This is a genomic window from Bacillus sp. 01N42_2 (assembly GCF_056399565.1).
The window spans coordinates 217,528-234,385 of record NZ_JBFTRO010000005.1; the positions used below are offsets into that span (position 1 = coordinate 217,528).

Sequence of the window (16,858 nt, forward strand, 5' to 3'; positions counted from 1 at the left end):
ATGAAAGGCTATTTAGTATTGGAAGACGGAACATCATTTGGCGGTGATCTTGAAAAAGAAGCATGCTGTGTTGGCGAAGCGGTTTTTTTCACCGGAATGACGGGTTATCAGGAAGTGCTTACGGACCCGTCATATAAGGGCCAGATCATTGTTTTTACGTATCCGCTGATCGGAAACTACGGAATTAATGAAAAAGACCTTGAGAGTAAGATTCCTCAAGTCAAGGCCGTTGTCGTGTATGAAGCGTGTGAACATTTTTCTCACCATGAAGCAGTCTCAAGTTTGAGAGAGTATTTAAATAAATGGAACATCCCGCTTTTAACCGAAGTGGACACACGGGCCGTCGTCAAAACCATCCGCTCCGGCGGCACGATGAATGCTGCCGTGTCAACAACAGGAGAAGTTCCGGCGGCATCCGAAACAGAAAACCCGGCTGAGCTGGCGCAGGCCGAAGAGATCACCTCTATGGGAGACGGAGACCGGCATATTGCGCTGATTGATTTCGGCTATAAAAAATCAATCGCTTCGTCGCTTGTAAAGCGCGGCTGTAAAGTAACGGTCGTTCCGTATCACCAGATGAACGCCGTTTATGATATTCGGCCTGACGGAATCGTGCTTTCAAACGGACCTGGGGACCCGAAAGCGATTGCTCCGTACATGGACCGGATTAAGGCTTTACTGAATGCTTTCCCCGCACTCGGCATTTGTCTCGGACATCAGCTGATTGCCCTCGCTTTCGGAGGGAATACGTATAAACTGCCGTTCGGGCACAGGGGAGCCAACCATCCCGTTATTGACCGGAAAACGAAACGGGTGTTTATGACAAGCCAGAACCACAGCTACGTCGTCGATGAAGCATCAATTGACCAAAATGAGCTGTCGATCAGATTCCATCATGTCAATGACACATCAGTGGAAGGGCTCATTCACAACCGCCTTCCCGTAATAAGCGTACAGTTCCACCCTGAAGCTCATCCCGGACCGGCTGAGAGCGAGTGGATATTTGATGAATTTCTAGAGAAAGTGATACCAGCAAGGAGAGAAATCGCTCATGCCTAAAGATACAACCATTTCCAGCATATTAGTCATCGGCTCAGGCCCGATCATCATCGGCCAGGCGGCTGAATTTGATTATTCAGGAACGCAGGGATGCATGGCTTTGAAAGAAGAAGGATACCGTGTTATTCTCGTCAACAACAATCCGGCAACAATTATGACGGATGAGGCGTTTGCTGATGAAATTTATTTTGAACCGCTCACGACCGAAAGCATCGAAGCCATCATTGAAAAAGAAAAACCGGACGGCCTCCTTGCCAATTTGGGTGGCCAGACGGCGTTGAATTTAGCTGTTAAGCTTGAAGAAGCAGGCGTGCTGAAGAAGCATAATGTCAAGCTTTTAGGAACATCAGTGGAGACCATTCAAAAAGGCGAAGACCGGGAGCGGTTCCGGGCCCTGATGAAGGAGCTCGACCAGCCCGTTCCGGAAAGCGAAATCGTCGACAACGAAGAAGATGCCCTCCGCTTCGCTGAGTCTATCGGATTTCCGGTTATTCTGAGACCGGCGTATACGTTAGGCGGAAAGGGAGGCGGAATCGCGAAAACGAAAGAAGCATTTCAGACGCTGATTAAACAGGCACTGTTGGCAAGCCCGATCAGCCAATGCCTCGTCGAAAAAAGCATCGCCGGTTTTAAAGAAATCGAATATGAGGTCATGCGTGACAGAAATCATACATGCATCACCGTCTGCAACATGGAAAACATCGATCCCGTCGGCGTGCATACAGGAGACTCCATCGTAGTCGCGCCGTCCCAGACGTTAACGGATGAAGAATATCAGATGCTGCGTTCTGCAAGTTTGGCGATTATTTCAGCGCTTGATGTGGTCGGCGGCTGCAACATTCAATTTGCGCTGGACCCATTCAGCAAACAGTACTATGTCATTGAAGTGAACCCGCGTGTCAGCCGCTCTTCAGCTCTCGCGTCAAAAGCGACCGGCTATCCGATTGCCAAAATGGCGGCGAAACTTGCCGTCGGCTATACGCTTGATGAACTGAAAAATCCGCTGACGGGCTCTACTTATGCAAGCTTTGAACCGGCGCTGGATTATGTCATCGTCAAGTTCCCGCGTTGGCCGTTTGATAAATTTAAACATGCCGACCGCACGCTCGGAACGAAGATGAAAGCGACGGGAGAGGTCATGGCGATCGAAAGAAACATGGAAGCGGCCATTCAAAAAGCGGCCGCCTCCCTTGAGCTGAAAACGATCGGCACCCGCCTTCCCGAACTCGGCGGCTTTACGGTCAATCAGCTGTGGGACTTAGCGGTAACGCCGGATGACCGGAGATTCTTCGTCGTCATGGAACTGTTAAGCCGCGGTGTAACGATAGAAGACATTCATTCTAAAACGAAAATTGACCCGTTTTTCCTTCATGTATTCCAAAACATCATCACATTGGAAAACAAGCTGATGGAAGAAGGAGATCATCTGTCCGTCCCGCTTTTAAAGCAGGCGAAGGTAAAAGGCTTCACGGACGTCATGATCGCGTCTCTTACGGGAAAAACGGAAGAAGACATTCGCGCTCTCAGAAAGAAAGCAGATATCGTCCCGTCGTTTAAAATCGTAGATACATGCGCCGCTGAATTTGATGCCAAGACAAATTATTTCTACTCCACCTATCTCGGAGAAAGCGACGGAGATATCAGCCGAAAAGAGAAAAAACGGGCGCTCATTATAGGATCAGGCCCGATCCGTATCGGTCAGGGAGTGGAATTTGACTACAGCGCAGTCCACGGCGTCCTGACCCTGCAAAAGCTGGGCTATGAAACGATTATGATCAATAACAATCCGGAAACGGTAAGCACCGATTACGAAATTGCCGACAGGCTCTATTTTGAACCGCTGACATCAGAGCATATTTTAAACGTGGCGGAACATGAAAACATTGATTTTGCCATCGTCCAGTTTGGGGGACAGACCGCTATCAATGCCGCTGAATCACTGGAAAAAGCGGGCGTTCAGCTGCTCGGAACATCCTTTAGAACCCTGGATGCGCTGGAGGATCGGGATCTGTTTTATCGGCTGCTTGATGAGCTTGATCTGAAACATGCCAAAGGGGAAACGGCTTATACGAAAGAAGAAGCCGCGGAAAAAGCAAGCCGCATCGGGTATCCCGTGCTGATCCGTCCGTCTTATGTCATCGGGGGGATGGGCATGATCATCGTGGATTCAGAAGCGCAGCTGTCAGACCTGCTGGAAAAAGAAGCGGGCATGCCGTATCCGATTTTGATCGACCAGTACATTACAGGAAAAGAATTGGAGATCGATCTGATTTCCGACGGACATGAAGTATTCGTTCCGACTTACACAGAACACATTGAACGGGCCGGCGTCCATTCGGGCGACAGTTTTGCGATTCTGCCGGGTCCGTCCGTCACACTTGATATGCAGCGGGATATAAAAAAGGCTGCCGAAAAAATTGCGGTAAAACTGGGTTTCAAAGGCATTATGAACATTCAGTTTGTCATTGATGACAAAGGGGATATTCTCCTTCTTGAAGTGAATCCGCGGGCAAGCCGCACGGTTCCTGTCGTATCTAAGGTGATGGGAGTGCCGATGATCCCGCTTGCCGCCAGACTGCTGGCCGGAGCTTCCCTGAAAGACCTTAAGCCCGAGGTTCAAAATCAGCATGGAACGGCTGTGAAATTCCCGGTATTTTCTTCTCACGCCATTCAGGATGTTGACGTAAAGCCGGGACCGGAAATGAAGTCGACAGGAGAAGGGATGTGTGTCGCGTTTGACGCAGAAAGCGCCCTGAAAAAAATCTATGCGCAAGTCTGGGAGAAAAAAGGAAGCGTCTATCTGGAAGGCGGAGATGAGGAACTGGCACGGCAGGCTCAAGCTGCGGGATTCACCGTGTGCAAAGACTCTTTTCAGGCCTGGGCGGATCGGAAGGATAAAGCGGTCCATATTAATTTCAATTATTCTGAAGAAGCGCGCAAACAGCGGATTGAAGCCATGACGCACGGCGTGACGGTCTTTACTGAACCGGAAACCGCAAAGGCATTTTTAGCAAGCGGCTCCGGCAAACCTCAGCCTGTATCGCTTAAAGATCTTTATCAAAAGGATGTGGCATCATGCACACAGTAAAAGCGGAACATACATTAACCCATTTGTACGGCAAAGATTTTCTTTCCTTGAAGGATTTCAGCCCTTCTGACATTAACGGGCTTCTGACAGAAGCTTCATTATTAAAACAGCATCCGATACAGCCGATTTTTCAAGGAAAAACATTGGCGATGATTTTTGAAAAATCTTCAACCCGCACGCGTGTATCCTTTGAAGCGGGCATGGCTCAGCTCGGAGGAACAGGACTATTTCTTTCAAGCAGCGACCTGCAGCTTGGACGGGGAGAGACGGTCGCGGATACGGCGAAGGTGCTGTCCGGATTCGTTGATGCCATTATGATCCGCACCTTTGAGCATGAAAAAGTCGAAGAACTTGCCGAGCATGCACACATTCCCGTCATAAACGGGCTGACCGACCGGTACCACCCGTGTCAGGCACTCGCGGATCTGTTAACGATACAAGAAATAAAAGGAGAGCTGAAAGGAGTAAAAGTCGCCTATATCGGTGACGGAAATAATGTGGCGCATTCACTTATGATCGGCTGCGCAAAAATGGGCTGTGACATTGCGATTGCTTCGCCGAAAGGCTATGAAGTAGAGGAAGAGGCGGTAAATGCCGCAAAAGAAGCTGCGGCTGTTTCCGGAGCGGAGATCATCCTTACCGAAAATCCGCGGGAAGCGGTGCGGGATGCAGACGTGATTTACTCCGATGTCTTTACGAGCATGGGACAGGAAGAAGAGATGCAGCAGCGGCTGAACGTGTTTGCCCCGTACCAAGTCAACGCCTCACTCGTCAGTCTCGCCAAACCTGACTATACCTTTTTGCACTGTCTGCCCGCGCATCGGGAGGAAGAGGTCACGTCCGAGATAATTGACGGCCCGAACTCTGCGGTATTCCAGCAGGCGGAAAACCGGCTTCACGCGCAAAAAGCGCTCTTGAAAGCTCTTCTTTACAAACAGGATGAACAAAAAAACCGCTGAGCCTCATTCAGCGGTTTTTTAATATTTTCCCGTATACAAGCGCATACTACATGAAAAAGAAAAAGGAGGAAATGACGTGGGACAGCAGCATCAATTCCGACCAGGACAAAAAGCGCCGAATAACGGTGTGTACGTTGAAATCGGCGAAACGGGAAGTATGGTCAAAAATCCGCAAAAAATCAAGCTTACAGCGGGAGAAATGTTTCCTGAGACTTCAAATCACAACAGATTATGGACATATCAACGAAAACCGTGAACACAAAAAAACCTGCTGAATAGCAGGTTTTTTTAATTAATGCTGGCTTGCATCCTGTTTGACAGGCATGACTTCCGCAAGAACAAACACAAGCACCGCGATAACCACGGCGATAACGGATGATTGCTTGAAGTTGTATGCCGCGCTGTTCATGGAGGCGATCAAATAACAGGCCATATGTGTTAAAAGGAACGTCCAAATAAAACCGATAACTAACCGCACGTTTCCACCTCGTCCTTCATTTTATTCTACGTTGTATCATACCATACATAAGGCGCGGGCGGAAGGTCAATTTCGCATCAAAAAGCCCCGCCCTAAAACTGACTTTTTCCCGCCTGTCCGGCCGTCTGACAGAAAATACGGTCCCCGCACCGGTATAATAGCCAAAACATAGAAGGAACTAGGGGTTTAACTGATCCGTTTTCATTCTTCTTACATATGATAGCCAATAGAGAGACTAGGAGTAAAAGGAGGCGGAAAGGCATGGGGATAACGGAAAGATTTTTCCAACTCGGATCTGAGCTGAACGTCATCCATCTGCCGTATCGGCCGAACGGCTTCTGTATCTTTATTCTTGGGGACAGAACTCACTTTGTCAGCGGGGATTCAAGCTTTTGGCTAGAACATGAAGGGAGAAACCATCTGTTAAATACGCTGCGTGACAGAGGTTATACAATCTTCAACAGCAATTTATACGGCAGGCACTGGGGATCGGAAAAAGCCGCCGCTTACGCCAGGCAGCTGATTCATTATGTGCTGAAACAAGAAACCCTCAACCCGAAGATACACTTGCTTGCAGAAGGCATGGGCGCTCTCATCGCCGATCAACTGCTGCAATCTTCGCCGGAGCATATCCGTTCAGCAGCAATGTTAGATCCTTGTCTTGACCTTCAAGCCCATTTTGAATCAGAGAAAGAAAATAAGTTTTTTTATAAGCAGTTTCTGAGAGAAACGGCTCAAAGCTTCGGTGTTTCTGAAAAAGAGGCAAGCTCGCTGACCTATCAGACCATCACCGGCTGCCGCACCAGCGTGCCGGTACATATATGGCAAAGAACGACCGGAGCGCCGTATCCGTATACCCTGCATGCGAACGCATATAAAGAAGCCCGGGAAAAGACCGGATGCAAGACTGATATCACGTATCACATGCTTGAGAATCCGGCGAGGATGTACAGAGCCGTCTGCCGCTTTTTCCGCAGTCATGAAAAAGACCTGTAGTGAATAGTATACAACAGCCATCTCTTTTCAGAGGGCTGTTTGGCTTGTACGTGAATGAAAAACCGGAAAGGCGGCATATGCGATGAAGACAGCGCTGATCATTGGAGCAGATGAATTTCTCGGCCTTTCATTATGCGAACGGATGATGGATGAAGGTGTGCATGTTGATGTCATTTTGGATGAGCCGGAGGACAAAACGAGGCAGCTGTATTTAGAAGAACGTTTAATGTGGCTCGGGAGAAACGGGCTTTTTCAAATCATAGATGAAATCGGTGATAAGGAATACGATCGAATCTGCGTTCAATACGGGAGCGGATGTCTGCCTGAAGACAGAACGGAGCCTTTATATTGGATTGTTTACAACGAGGATCACGGAGACTGGGAAAAAAACGGCCAGCGGGACACGGTTAAAACGATTATTCTTCCGCCGCTTTACGGCCCGTGGACGGAAGCGAAAGAAGATGGCGAAAGCAGGGTCTTTTTAGAAGACGCAGTCTGCGATCTGATGAATAAGCTTCAGGCGGACGTCACAGAGGACGAAAATCAGGTTATTACCCTGGAAATAATAGAAAAAACGCAAAAAACAGAAGCGGAAGAAAAAATTCAAGAGTGGAAAAGACAATTTTCATCAACATTCGACAATTTTTAAGAAATACCTTCCATGTTATGTGCATTACCGCTACAATAAATGTATATCAATTATACATGTTATGAGTAAAAAAGGGGTTGAACACGGCTTGATCACCAGGCTTGTCATGGTCTTTTCTGTCCTCCTTTTATTGAGCGGATGCGCACAAGCTCCGTTTAAAGGGAAAATTGAGAAGGTCGGAATGCTTTTTCCCGATACCATCAGTGACCTGGTATGGGGCACAAAAGGTTACAAAGGTTTATTAGCGATACAATCTGAATTTAACGTTGACGTTTATTATAAAGAAAATATCAGATCTGATGAAGATATTTTAAAAGCGATAGATGATTTGCATAAAAAAGGAGTCAATCTTTTATACGGGCACGGAAATGAATACGAGGAAATCTTCAATATGATCAGTAAGGATTATCCCGACATGGAATTCGTCGTCGCAAACGGAACGGCGAAAAACGATAATGTCACAAGCGTTCATCTTATGGGAGAAGCGATGGGCTTTTTTGGGGGAATGACGGCCGCCCATATGTCAAAAACGAATGAGGTCGGCGTCATCGCCTCGTTTTTATGGCAGCCTGAGGTAGACGGCTTTATTAAAGGAGCAAAATATGAAAAGCCCGATATCACCGTCAATACTGAATTTACGGACCATTGGGATAACGGCAATGAAGCACTGCATCTTTATAAGAAGTTAAAAGCAGAAGGCACGGATGTTGTATATCCGGCCGGAGACGGGTATAATGTTCCTGTCATTCAGCAAATTAAAAAAGACGGGCTTTACGCCATCGGCTATGTCGCCGAGCAATCGAACCTGGGCAAAAACACGGTGCTGACAAGCACCGTGCAAAATGTAGACAAAGCCTATACAATAATCGCCGAGCAATATAATAACGGCACGCTCAAGAGCGGAGATCACAACTTCGATTTCAGGGAAGGAGTCGTTGAAATGGGGACGTTCAGCCCTCTGGTGGACAAAGCATTTCAAGACAAAATCTCAGACCTTGTAAAAACGTATAACCGAACAAATGAACTGCCGTCAAATGAATAGAGGTGGATACACATGCAGCATGAAAAGTCTCTTGAATTTATGCAGATCGCAATGAAATACCTGCCGGAAGCAAAGGCGGAGCTTGAGAAATCCGGCATTGATCTGTCTATGGAAATGATTCAGCCGTTTATGGATCTATTTACATCGGTCATGGCGGAAGCGTATGAGCTTGGCAGATCTGATGCCGGAGAGCTGAATAAATAAAGAGAGCCACTTTTTCATGAAGTGGCTTTTCACATGATTTTTTTCTTTATAGCGGATACCATCGATCCAAGCCCAAGGTCTTTAAATACTGGCTTTAATTGATCCAGGGAGTTCATGATGGAACCGAGCTGATTCATGACGTGATTGTAATCGATCTCCTGCTCTTCGTTTTCTTTCTGAGGCTGCTCCGGGTTTTCTTCCGGTTCTTTATCCCGGTCCCCGGAATTGCCGAACATCATTTTAGTGAAAATATCCATAGTGAAGCCTCCTTTCATCTTCCTTTTATACTATGAAGATCAGGAGCCGATAGTTTAGACGAATATATTGCCAACAGAAAAAAAATAGGGTAGAATTAGTACCTGATACTAATAATTGATCATAACTAATTAGTTTTAAATTCATTATAAAAAGGAGTATTTCCTATGAAAGCTGGAATTCTTGGTGTCGGCCGTTACATCCCGGAAAAAGTGCTGACAAATCATGATCTTGAACAAATGGTAGATACATCGGACGAGTGGATTCGTACGAGAACAGGTATAGAAGAAAGAAGAATTGCCGCTGAAGATATGTATTCATCCGGCATGGCCGCTGAGGCTGCGCAAAAAGCGCTTGATCAGGCGGGCATTTCCGCTGAGGAGCTTGATATGATCCTCGTGGCGACGGTCACTCCCGACCAGTCTTTCCCTACTGTATCCTGTATGATACAAGAAAAGCTTGGGGCCAAAAAAGCGTGCGCGATGGATATCAGCGCCGCATGTGCCGGTTTTATGTACGGTATCGTAACCGCCAAACAATTCATTGAATCGCAAACATATAAACATGTCCTTGTGGTCGGAGTCGAAAAGCTTTCAAGCATTACTGACTGGGAAGACCGCAATACGGCTGTTCTGTTCGGGGACGGGGCCGGAGCGGCTGTCATCGGACCGGTCAGCGACGACAGAGGCATACTGTCATTTGAGCTCGGAGCAGACGGTACAGGCGGTCAGCACTTGTACTTAGATGAAAAAGGGCATACAATCATGCATGGAAGAGAAGTATTCAAATTCGCCGTCCGGCAAATGGGTGAATCAAGTGTAAATGTCATTGAAAAAGCCGGTCTTTCCAAAGAGGACGTAGACTTTTTGATTCCCCATCAGGCAAACATCCGCATTATGGAAGCGGCACGGGAACGTTTGGAGCTTCCGGTTGAAAAGATGTCTAAAACAGTCCATAAATATGGAAACACATCCGCAGCATCCATTCCGATTTCATTAGTAGAGGAACTGGAAGCAGGTAAAATTAAAGACGGCGATGTCATCGTCATGGTCGGTTTCGGCGGAGGATTGACATGGGGCGCCATAGCGGTGCGCTGGGGACGATAGAAAAAAGGTGAGGTGCACACATAATGAGTAAAAAAAGAGTAGTCGTTACAGGACTTGGAGCCTTGTCTCCGCTTGGCAACGACGCCGAAACAAGCTGGAAAAATGCAATTAGCGGCGTATCCGGAGTCGGACCGATCACACGTGTGGAATCGGACGAGTATCCGGCGAAAGTAGCTGCTGAACTGAAAGATTTCAATATTGAAAACTACATGGATAAAAAAGAAGCGAGAAAAATGGACCGCTTCACGCAATATGCTGTCGTAGCCGCGAAAATGGCTGTTGAAGATGCCGGTCTGAACATCACAGAAGAGATCGCGCCAAGAGTCGGCGTTTGGGTCGGTTCCGGAATCGGCGGCCTTGAAACGCTTGAATCCCAATTCGAAATCTTCCTGACAAAAGGGCCGAGACGGGTCAGCCCGTTCTTTGTTCCGATGATGATTCCGGATATGGCGACAGGCCAAATCTCAATCGCTCTCGGAGCAAAAGGAGTCAACTCTTGTACGGTGACGGCATGTGCGACGGGAACAAACTCTATCGGTGACGCGTTTAAAGTCATTCAGCGCGGCGATGCTGATGCGATGATTACGGGCGGAACGGAAGCGCCGCTGACAAGAATGTCATTTGCGGGCTTCAGCGCAAACAAAGCCCTTTCTACAAATCCTGATCCGAAAACGGCAAGCCGCCCGTTTGATAAAAACCGTGACGGCTTTGTCATGGGAGAAGGCGCGGGGATCGTCGTACTTGAAGAGCTTGAGCACGCGCTTGCCCGCGGTGCGAAAATCTACGGAGAAATTGTCGGTTACGGCTCAACGGGTGATGCTTACCACATTACCGCGCCTGCCCAAGACGGGGAAGGCGGTGCGAGAGCGATGCAAGAAGCAATCAAAGATGCGGGCATCAAGCCTGAAGAAATTGATTACATTAACGCTCACGGCACAAGCACGTACTACAATGACAAATACGAGACAAAAGCCATTAAGACCGTTTTCGGCGATCATGCGTACAAGCTTGCCATCAGCTCGACAAAATCAATGACGGGCCATTTGTTAGGCGCTGCCGGAGGAATTGAAGCCATCTTCTCCGTCATGGCGATTAAAGACAGCGTTATCCCGCCGACGATTAACATCGAAACACCTGATGAAGAGTGTGATTTAGATTATGTACCGGACAAAGCGCGCGAGCAGGATGTTAACATCGTTCTCAGCAACTCGCTCGGATTCGGCGGACATAATGCCACTTTGATCTTTAAAAAATATCAATAATACAGTTTTTTGACCGGCTGCCTGAAAAAGGCGGCCGGTTTTTTTTGTGCGTGCATATGATAACAACAAGAGGAGGCGAACCGGTATGAGCGTCAAGCAGACATATAAATGGATGGAAAAGGCGGCATCCATGAATGATTTGGCCCCGCACCTTTTGCCGCTTTTTTCAGGGGCCGAAAAGAAAGAGTGGAAGCCGATACTCGGGATGCTGCAAAACCACGGAATGTTCCGCCACCTGAAGGACGGCGTTAGGACCAGTAAACGGCTGAAAGAAAGAGGAAGCTACAGCCATATTCAAAAGGAGGAAGCTTATTTAAAGGAGAAGTGGAACGGGCCGGACGTGCCGATCGTTGTTTTGCCCGTTGATGAACGAAACCGGAAAATCCGTCTGGAATTCGGGTCAAAATCCGGTCTTGCTTTCCGGGACAAAATGTTTCTCTTCTTATCGTCGGATAGTTCCAATTCAGCTGTTTCCGCCCTTATGACACATGAATATAATCACGTCTGCCGGTTAGAACATGTGACAAAGGACGAAAAAGATGAGACATTACTTGATACAATCATGATGGAGGGGCTGGCAGAATATGCTGTATATGAGCGATTCGGCTCAAGTCTTACGGCGGAATGGACGTCCTACTACACGCCTGAGCAGCTTGATTTTCTGTTTGAAAAAAGAGTCAAGCCGAACCTCCGATTAACGAGAGACAGCAGAATGTTTTCACAGCTCTTATACGGAAAAGGATACTTCCCCTCAATGCTTGGTTATGCCGTCGGATTCAATATAGTAAAAAAATATTTAACCGATCATCAAAAAACAGTAAAAGAAGCTTTGGCCATCCCTTCAAAAACCTTTCTGGAAGCAACGCTTTAAAAGATTAAAAGAATGGTAATTATTTAAGGATATTACATTTATCCTAAAAAATTCTTGCTTTTGTAATAATGATGTAATAATATACAACTATAAAATTTTTGACTATTCTATATTTTGTGATAGCGAAACGTATGTTTCCCTCTGCTGCAGCGGAATGAGAAAGGGGCGTATCATGAGCACACTATTAGAAGTGAATAATTTAAAGACCTATTTTTTCAGAAAGAAACAGCCGATTCCCGCAGTCGACGGGGTGGATTTTCACATTAACAAGGGCGAAACCGTCGCCCTTGTAGGAGAATCCGGCTCGGGCAAAAGCATCACCTCGCTTTCTATTATGGGACTTGTTCAAGGCTCGGGCGGGAAAATTGTGGACGGCTCGATTAAGCTGGAAGGCAGGGACCTGGCCTCCTTCACCGAAAACGAATATTGCAAAATCCGCGGAAATGACGTCTCTATGATCTTTCAGGAACCTATGACTTCTCTAAACCCGGTGCTGACCATCGGCGAACAAATTACCGAAGTGCTTGAATACCATAAAAAAATGAGTAAAAAAGAAGCCGCGAATAAGGCCGTTGAGCTTCTCAAGCTCGTCGGATTCTCAAGAGCGGAACAAGTAATGAAAGAATATCCGCACCGCCTTTCCGGGGGGATGAGACAGAGGGTGATGATCGCCATTGCGCTCAGCTGCAACCCGAAGCTCCTGATAGCCGATGAACCGACGACAGCGCTTGATGTGACGATACAAGCCCAAGTATTGGAGCTGATGAAAGACCTCTGCAAAAAATTCGATACTTCCATTCTGCTGATCACTCACGATTTAGGCGTCGTTTCCGAAGCCGCCGACAGGGTGATCGTGATGTACTGCGGACAAGTCGTTGAGAGCGCGAGCGTGGAAGACTTATTTTTAAACCCCCTTCATCCGTACACGGAAGGGCTGTTAAACTCCATACCGGTGATAGACGGAGAGATTGATACATTAAAAGCGATCAAAGGCAGTGTCCCGACACCGGATCATCTTCCGGAAGGCTGCCGATTCGCTCCGAGGTGTGCAAAGGCGATGGACAAATGCAAAACGGGGCAGCCTGAGCTGATAACACATGAAAGCGGCCGTTCTGTAAGGTGTTTTTTATATGAGGAAGAGGGTGCCCAATCAAAATGACAGCTGTGAGCCAAGAAACGATATTAGAGCTGAAAGACGTAAAAAAATATTTCCCGATCCGTTCCGGTTTTTTTCAAAGAAAAGTCGGAGACATAAAGGCTGTCGACGGTGTTTCTTTTTCACTGAAGCGCGGCGAGACGCTCGGCATCGTCGGTGAATCAGGATGCGGCAAATCAACGGCGGGAAGGACCATGATCCGTTTATACAAACCGACAGACGGCCGGATTCTTTTTAAGGGTCAGGATATTTCCGGCTTATCAGAAGAAAAGCTGAGAAAAAGCGTCCGCAAAAACATCCAGATGGTCTTCCAGGACCCCTTCGCATCGCTTAATCCGAGAAAAACACTGCGCTCCATTATTAAAGAACCGTACCAGACTCACCATATGTACAGCATTCGCGAGCGGAACGAGAGAGTAGAGGAGCTGCTGGCGAAAGTCGGTCTCCATCCGAGCTTTGCAAACCGCTATCCGCATGAATTTTCCGGAGGGCAGCGTCAGCGGATCGGGATTGCGCGGGCTTTAACATTGAATCCCGAGCTGATTATTGCGGATGAACCTGTATCCGCGCTTGATGTCTCCATTCAGGCTCAGGTCATCAATCTGATGGAAGAACTGCAGGAAGAATTCAACCTGACCTATTTGTTTATATCCCATGATTTAAGTGTTGTCCGCCATATCAGTGACAGAGTCGGCGTTATGTATCTGGGGAAAATGATGGAGCTGACCGATAAACATGAGCTGTACGACAATCCGCTTCACCCCTATACGCAAGCGCTGTTATCTTCAGTGCCAGTCACGAGAAAAAAAGACGCCGTCAAGCGGGAACGAATCATCCTGAAAGGAGAACTGCCGAGCCCGGCAAACCCGCCGAAAGGCTGCGTGTTCCACACGCGGTGTCCGATGGCCAAACCGATCTGTAAGGAACAAATCCCGGCATTTGAAGAAGCCGCTCCCGGCCATTACGTCGCTTGCCATTTATACACCTGAAATGACAAGCATCGAGAGGGGGTATGCCGGATTACATAACCTGTTTGCTGCATATATATCACAAAGGGGGAATTGATATGAAATTACGTAAAACCGCACTGATGATGCTAAGTGTTTTTATGGCGTTCGCCATCTTCCTGTCAGCCTGCTCCGGCTCAAAATCCACAAACACCGAATCCAAACCGGCCGGAAAACCGCAAAAAGGCGGAGATTTGGTTGTTGGGTCAACTGGGGAACCAACGCTTTTTAATCCTCTTTACTCCACCGATGTTGCAAGTTCCGATATTGAAGGAATGATTTACAGCACATTATTAGAAACTGATGAGAAATTGAACGTCAAGCCGTCGCTGGCTGAAAAAGTAACAGAAGCTGACGGGGGATTAACGTACAACGTAAAACTTAAAAAAGGCGTAAAATTCCATGATGGAAAAGAGCTCACGGCCGACGATGTAGTGTTCACCTACAGTATTCCTCTTAACAAAGATTACAACGGTGAGCGAGGCTCAGGTTTTGAGTCACTTAAATCCGTAACGAAAAAAGGAAAATATGAAATTCAGTTTAAAATGAAGAAAAAAGATGCCTATTTCTACAATGTCGTTCTCGACAGTTACGGCATTTTGCCAAAACATATATTGGGTAAGGTTCCGGTTGCTGATCTGGGAGAGAATGAATTTAACCGTAAAAACCCAATCGGCTCCGGTCCGTTTAAGTTTGTTGAGTGGAAAAAGGGTGAGTATGTCAAACTGGAAGCAAATGATGAATACTTTGGCGGCAGACCTTATCTTGATACAGTGACAGTCAAAACAATTCCTGATTCCAACGCGGCCGTGGCCCAGTTAAAAGCGGGAGACATTGATTTCTTCGTTGTGCCGGGCACAGATTTTGATACGGTTAAAACGTTTGGAAACGTAAAGGTTAAATCTGATCTTGGCTTAAACTACAGCTATATCGGCTGGAATGAGAAAAAAGAGCTTTTTAAGGACAAAAAAGTGCGTCAGGCATTGACTTATGCTCTTGACAGACAGGCAATGGTGGATCAAGTGCTGAATGGAGACGGTAAGGTAGCAAATGTTCCTGAAAGTCCGCTGTCATGGAATTATCCGAAGTCTAAAGTGCCGACATTTGATTATAATCCGAAAAAAGCAAAGCAGCTGTTAAAAGAAGCCGGATGGGAAGACCATGACGGTGACGGCTACCTTGATAAAGACGGAAAAAAATTCTCTTTTGAAATTAAAACGAATCAAGGCAATAAAATTCGTGAAGATTTAGCGGTTGTCGTTCAGCAGCAATTAAAAGAAGTAGGAATTGAGGCTAAGCCGCGGATTGTTGAATTCAGTGCGTTAATTGAACAGACCAGTGCCCCTAATTGGGATTATGACGCTCTTCTTCTCGGATGGAGTCTTGCTACGTTCCCGGATCAGTTCTCCATCTTCCATTCAAGCCAAGCTAAAAACGGGCTGAATAATATTTGGTACAAAAATCCGAAAGTCGATAAGCTGCTTGAAGAGGCGAAGTCAATTACTGACAGAAAAGAATACCAAAAGAAATATGAAGAGATATACAAATTGATTGCGGAAGATCAGCCGTACAGCTTCTTATTCTATTACAACTATCACAGAGCGATGCCGAATAATTTACAAGGCTATGTATTCCACCCTAAAAATGACTTGTACAATATTGAAAAATGGTGGCTGGACCAAAAATAGCAGAAGCCCTTGAGAGGGAAGGAGTTTCCTTTCCTCTCTTATCCTATTTAAAAAGGGGACAAGAACATGGTTACATATATTTTACGGCGAACATTAATGTCCTTGCCGATTCTCTTAGGCATTACAATTTTGTCGTTTGCTATCATGAAAGCAGCGCCCGGAGATCCGATGTCGCTCATGATGGACCCTACAATCAGTCAAGCGGACAGGGCGAAATTCATTGAAAAATACGGGTTGAACGATCCGGAACCGGTTCAATATGTGAAATGGCTGGGGAATATGCTGAAAGGCGATTTCGGGACTTCTATTGTGAAGAAAGGCACCCCTGTTTCTGAACTTATCTTATCCCGCTTACCGAATACGATTGTGCTTATGCTTTTCTCAACCCTTGTCGCTCTTCTGATTTCTATTCCATTTGGTGTTTTGTCAGCGAAACGTCCTTATTCAAAATTGGATTACGGGATAACTGTTACTTCATTCTTGGGGCTTGCCATTCCGAATTTTTGGTTCGGTTTGATTTTAATTATGGTTTTATCTGTGAATCTTGGGTGGTTTCCCACTGGCGGAGTAAGCACTTTGAATGCGGACTTTAACATATTTGACCGTTTGCATCATTTGATTCTGCCTGCTTTTGTGCTCGCAACGGCAGACATGGCTGGAATAACGAGATACACAAGATCCAGTATGCTTGATGTGTTAAAACAGGATTATATACGCACGGCGCGTGCGAAAGGATTCAGAGATAATAAAGTGATTTTTAAGCACGGTTTGCGAAACGGACTTCTTCCTGTCATCACTATTTTTGGTCTGATGATACCGTCATTTATCGGGGGAGCGGTAGTTGTAGAACAGATTTTTACTTGGCCGGGTCTCGGCAAATTGTTTATTGATTCAGCCTTTTCACGAGATTATCCGGTTATCATGGCCATGACGGTCATTTCAGCTGTTTTGGTTGTAGTGGGGAATTTAATTGCAGACATCTTATATGCGTTGGCTGACCCCCGTATTGAATATTAACAAAGAGAGGTGAGAGGTCAA

Annotated in this window: 17 protein-coding genes; 15 read left to right on the forward strand and 2 right to left on the reverse strand. The window is 46.6% G+C overall.

The window, feature by feature from the left end:
- The 4 genes from AC1DN5_RS13365 (at position 1) to AC1DN5_RS13380 (ending at position 5,362) form a co-directional block, all read left to right on the forward strand.
- Positions 1-1,059, forward strand: coding sequence for a carbamoyl phosphate synthase small subunit (locus tag AC1DN5_RS13365; protein WP_045925319.1), 1,059 nt, complete (start codon positions 1-3; stop codon positions 1,057-1,059).
- Positions 1,052-4,147, forward strand: a complete 3,096-nt coding sequence (locus tag AC1DN5_RS13370; RefSeq protein ID WP_366969559.1) for a carbamoyl phosphate synthase large subunit — start codon at positions 1,052-1,054, stop codon at positions 4,145-4,147. The genes AC1DN5_RS13365 and AC1DN5_RS13370 overlap by 8 nt, the downstream gene beginning before the upstream one ends.
- Entirely contained in the window at positions 4,135-5,106 is a 972-nt protein-coding gene (gene argF, locus AC1DN5_RS13375; protein ID WP_049628250.1) for an ornithine carbamoyltransferase, read from the forward strand. Before AC1DN5_RS13370 ends, argF begins: the two co-directional genes overlap by 13 nt.
- A 76-nt stretch (positions 5,107-5,182) precedes the next feature.
- On the forward strand, positions 5,183-5,362 hold the full coding sequence (locus tag AC1DN5_RS13380; RefSeq protein ID WP_016938252.1) for a YjzC family protein: 180 nt from the start codon (positions 5,183-5,185) through the stop codon (positions 5,360-5,362).
- A gap of 36 nt (positions 5,363-5,398) precedes the next feature.
- Here AC1DN5_RS13380 and AC1DN5_RS13385 read toward each other — a convergent pair whose 3' ends face one another.
- Positions 5,399-5,584 carry a YjzD family protein gene (locus AC1DN5_RS13385; RefSeq protein WP_016938251.1) on the reverse strand — a complete coding sequence of 62 codons (186 nt, stop codon included), beginning with the start codon at positions 5,582-5,584 and terminating at the stop codon, positions 5,399-5,401.
- A 261-nt stretch (positions 5,585-5,845) separates the two neighbouring features.
- Between AC1DN5_RS13385 and AC1DN5_RS13390 the strand changes: the two genes are divergently transcribed.
- From AC1DN5_RS13390 to AC1DN5_RS13405, 4 genes are all read left to right on the forward strand, one after another.
- Positions 5,846-6,580 carry a lipase family protein gene (locus tag AC1DN5_RS13390; RefSeq protein ID WP_366969558.1) on the forward strand — a complete coding sequence of 245 codons (735 nt, stop codon included), beginning with the start codon at positions 5,846-5,848 and terminating at the stop codon, positions 6,578-6,580.
- Positions 6,581-6,662: 82 nt separating this feature from the next.
- Complete coding sequence (locus AC1DN5_RS13395; RefSeq protein WP_188153898.1) at positions 6,663-7,229, forward strand: hypothetical protein; 567 nt, start codon at positions 6,663-6,665, stop codon at positions 7,227-7,229.
- An 88-nt stretch (positions 7,230-7,317) separates the two neighbouring features.
- On the forward strand, positions 7,318-8,271 hold the full coding sequence (locus AC1DN5_RS13400) for a BMP family ABC transporter substrate-binding protein (RefSeq protein WP_327813891.1): 954 nt from the start codon (positions 7,318-7,320) through the stop codon (positions 8,269-8,271).
- Between the two features lie 12 nt (positions 8,272-8,283).
- Complete coding sequence (locus AC1DN5_RS13405) at positions 8,284-8,475, forward strand: ComZ family protein (protein ID WP_003155061.1); 192 nt, start codon at positions 8,284-8,286, stop codon at positions 8,473-8,475.
- 29 nt (positions 8,476-8,504) lie between these two features.
- Here AC1DN5_RS13405 and AC1DN5_RS13410 read toward each other — a convergent pair whose 3' ends face one another.
- Positions 8,505-8,732, reverse strand: a complete 228-nt coding sequence (locus AC1DN5_RS13410; RefSeq protein WP_016938247.1) for a hypothetical protein — start codon at positions 8,730-8,732, stop codon at positions 8,505-8,507.
- A 165-nt stretch (positions 8,733-8,897) separates the two neighbouring features.
- Between AC1DN5_RS13410 and AC1DN5_RS13415 the strand changes: the two genes are divergently transcribed.
- From AC1DN5_RS13415 to AC1DN5_RS13445, 7 genes are all read left to right on the forward strand, one after another.
- Positions 8,898-9,836 carry a beta-ketoacyl-ACP synthase III gene (locus AC1DN5_RS13415; RefSeq protein WP_016938246.1) on the forward strand — a complete coding sequence of 313 codons (939 nt, stop codon included), beginning with the start codon at positions 8,898-8,900 and terminating at the stop codon, positions 9,834-9,836.
- 23 nt (positions 9,837-9,859) lie between these two features.
- Positions 9,860-11,098, forward strand: coding sequence for a beta-ketoacyl-ACP synthase II (fabF, locus tag AC1DN5_RS13420; protein ID WP_029575326.1), 1,239 nt, complete (start codon positions 9,860-9,862; stop codon positions 11,096-11,098).
- Between the two features lie 85 nt (positions 11,099-11,183).
- Positions 11,184-11,969, forward strand: a complete 786-nt coding sequence (locus AC1DN5_RS13425; RefSeq protein WP_016938244.1) for a DUF2268 domain-containing putative Zn-dependent protease — start codon at positions 11,184-11,186, stop codon at positions 11,967-11,969.
- A gap of 172 nt (positions 11,970-12,141) precedes the next feature.
- Positions 12,142-13,128 (forward strand): ABC transporter ATP-binding protein, encoded by a 987-nt coding sequence (locus AC1DN5_RS13430; RefSeq protein ID WP_016938243.1) that lies wholly within the window; start codon positions 12,142-12,144, stop codon positions 13,126-13,128.
- Positions 13,125-14,114, forward strand: coding sequence for an ABC transporter ATP-binding protein (locus AC1DN5_RS13435; protein ID WP_188153899.1), 990 nt, complete (start codon positions 13,125-13,127; stop codon positions 14,112-14,114). The genes AC1DN5_RS13430 and AC1DN5_RS13435 overlap by 4 nt, the downstream gene beginning before the upstream one ends.
- Positions 14,115-14,191: 77 nt before the next feature.
- Positions 14,192-15,820, forward strand: a complete 1,629-nt coding sequence (locus AC1DN5_RS13440) for a peptide-binding protein (RefSeq protein ID WP_188153900.1) — start codon at positions 14,192-14,194, stop codon at positions 15,818-15,820.
- A 66-nt stretch (positions 15,821-15,886) separates the two neighbouring features.
- Positions 15,887-16,837, forward strand: coding sequence for an ABC transporter permease (locus AC1DN5_RS13445; RefSeq protein ID WP_016938240.1), 951 nt, complete (start codon positions 15,887-15,889; stop codon positions 16,835-16,837).
- Positions 16,838-16,858 lie beyond the last annotated feature (21 nt).

Coding starts and splice junctions, on each gene's coding strand:
- AC1DN5_RS13445 (WP_016938240.1), top strand. CDS start 15,887: ATGGTTACATATATTTTACGGCGAACATTAATGTCCTTGCCGATTCTC.
- AC1DN5_RS13425 (WP_016938244.1), top strand. CDS start 11,184: ATGAGCGTCAAGCAGACATATAAATGGATGGAAAAGGCGGCATCCATG.
- AC1DN5_RS13405 (WP_003155061.1), top strand. CDS start 8,284: ATGCAGCATGAAAAGTCTCTTGAATTTATGCAGATCGCAATGAAATAC.
- AC1DN5_RS13395 (WP_188153898.1), top strand. CDS start 6,663: ATGAAGACAGCGCTGATCATTGGAGCAGATGAATTTCTCGGCCTTTCA.
- AC1DN5_RS13370 (WP_366969559.1), top strand. CDS start 1,052: ATGCCTAAAGATACAACCATTTCCAGCATATTAGTCATCGGCTCAGGC.
- AC1DN5_RS13410 (WP_016938247.1), bottom strand. CDS start 8,732: ATGGATATTTTCACTAAAATGATGTTCGGCAATTCCGGGGACCGGGAT.
- AC1DN5_RS13415 (WP_016938246.1), top strand. CDS start 8,898: ATGAAAGCTGGAATTCTTGGTGTCGGCCGTTACATCCCGGAAAAAGTG.
- AC1DN5_RS13365 (WP_045925319.1), top strand. CDS start 1: ATGAAAGGCTATTTAGTATTGGAAGACGGAACATCATTTGGCGGTGAT.
- AC1DN5_RS13440 (WP_188153900.1), top strand. CDS start 14,192: ATGAAATTACGTAAAACCGCACTGATGATGCTAAGTGTTTTTATGGCG.
- AC1DN5_RS13430 (WP_016938243.1), top strand. CDS start 12,142: ATGAGCACACTATTAGAAGTGAATAATTTAAAGACCTATTTTTTCAGA.
- AC1DN5_RS13390 (WP_366969558.1), top strand. CDS start 5,846: ATGGGGATAACGGAAAGATTTTTCCAACTCGGATCTGAGCTGAACGTC.
- AC1DN5_RS13435 (WP_188153899.1), top strand. CDS start 13,125: ATGACAGCTGTGAGCCAAGAAACGATATTAGAGCTGAAAGACGTAAAA.
- argF (WP_049628250.1), top strand. CDS start 4,135: ATGCACACAGTAAAAGCGGAACATACATTAACCCATTTGTACGGCAAA.
- fabF (WP_029575326.1), top strand. CDS start 9,860: ATGAGTAAAAAAAGAGTAGTCGTTACAGGACTTGGAGCCTTGTCTCCG.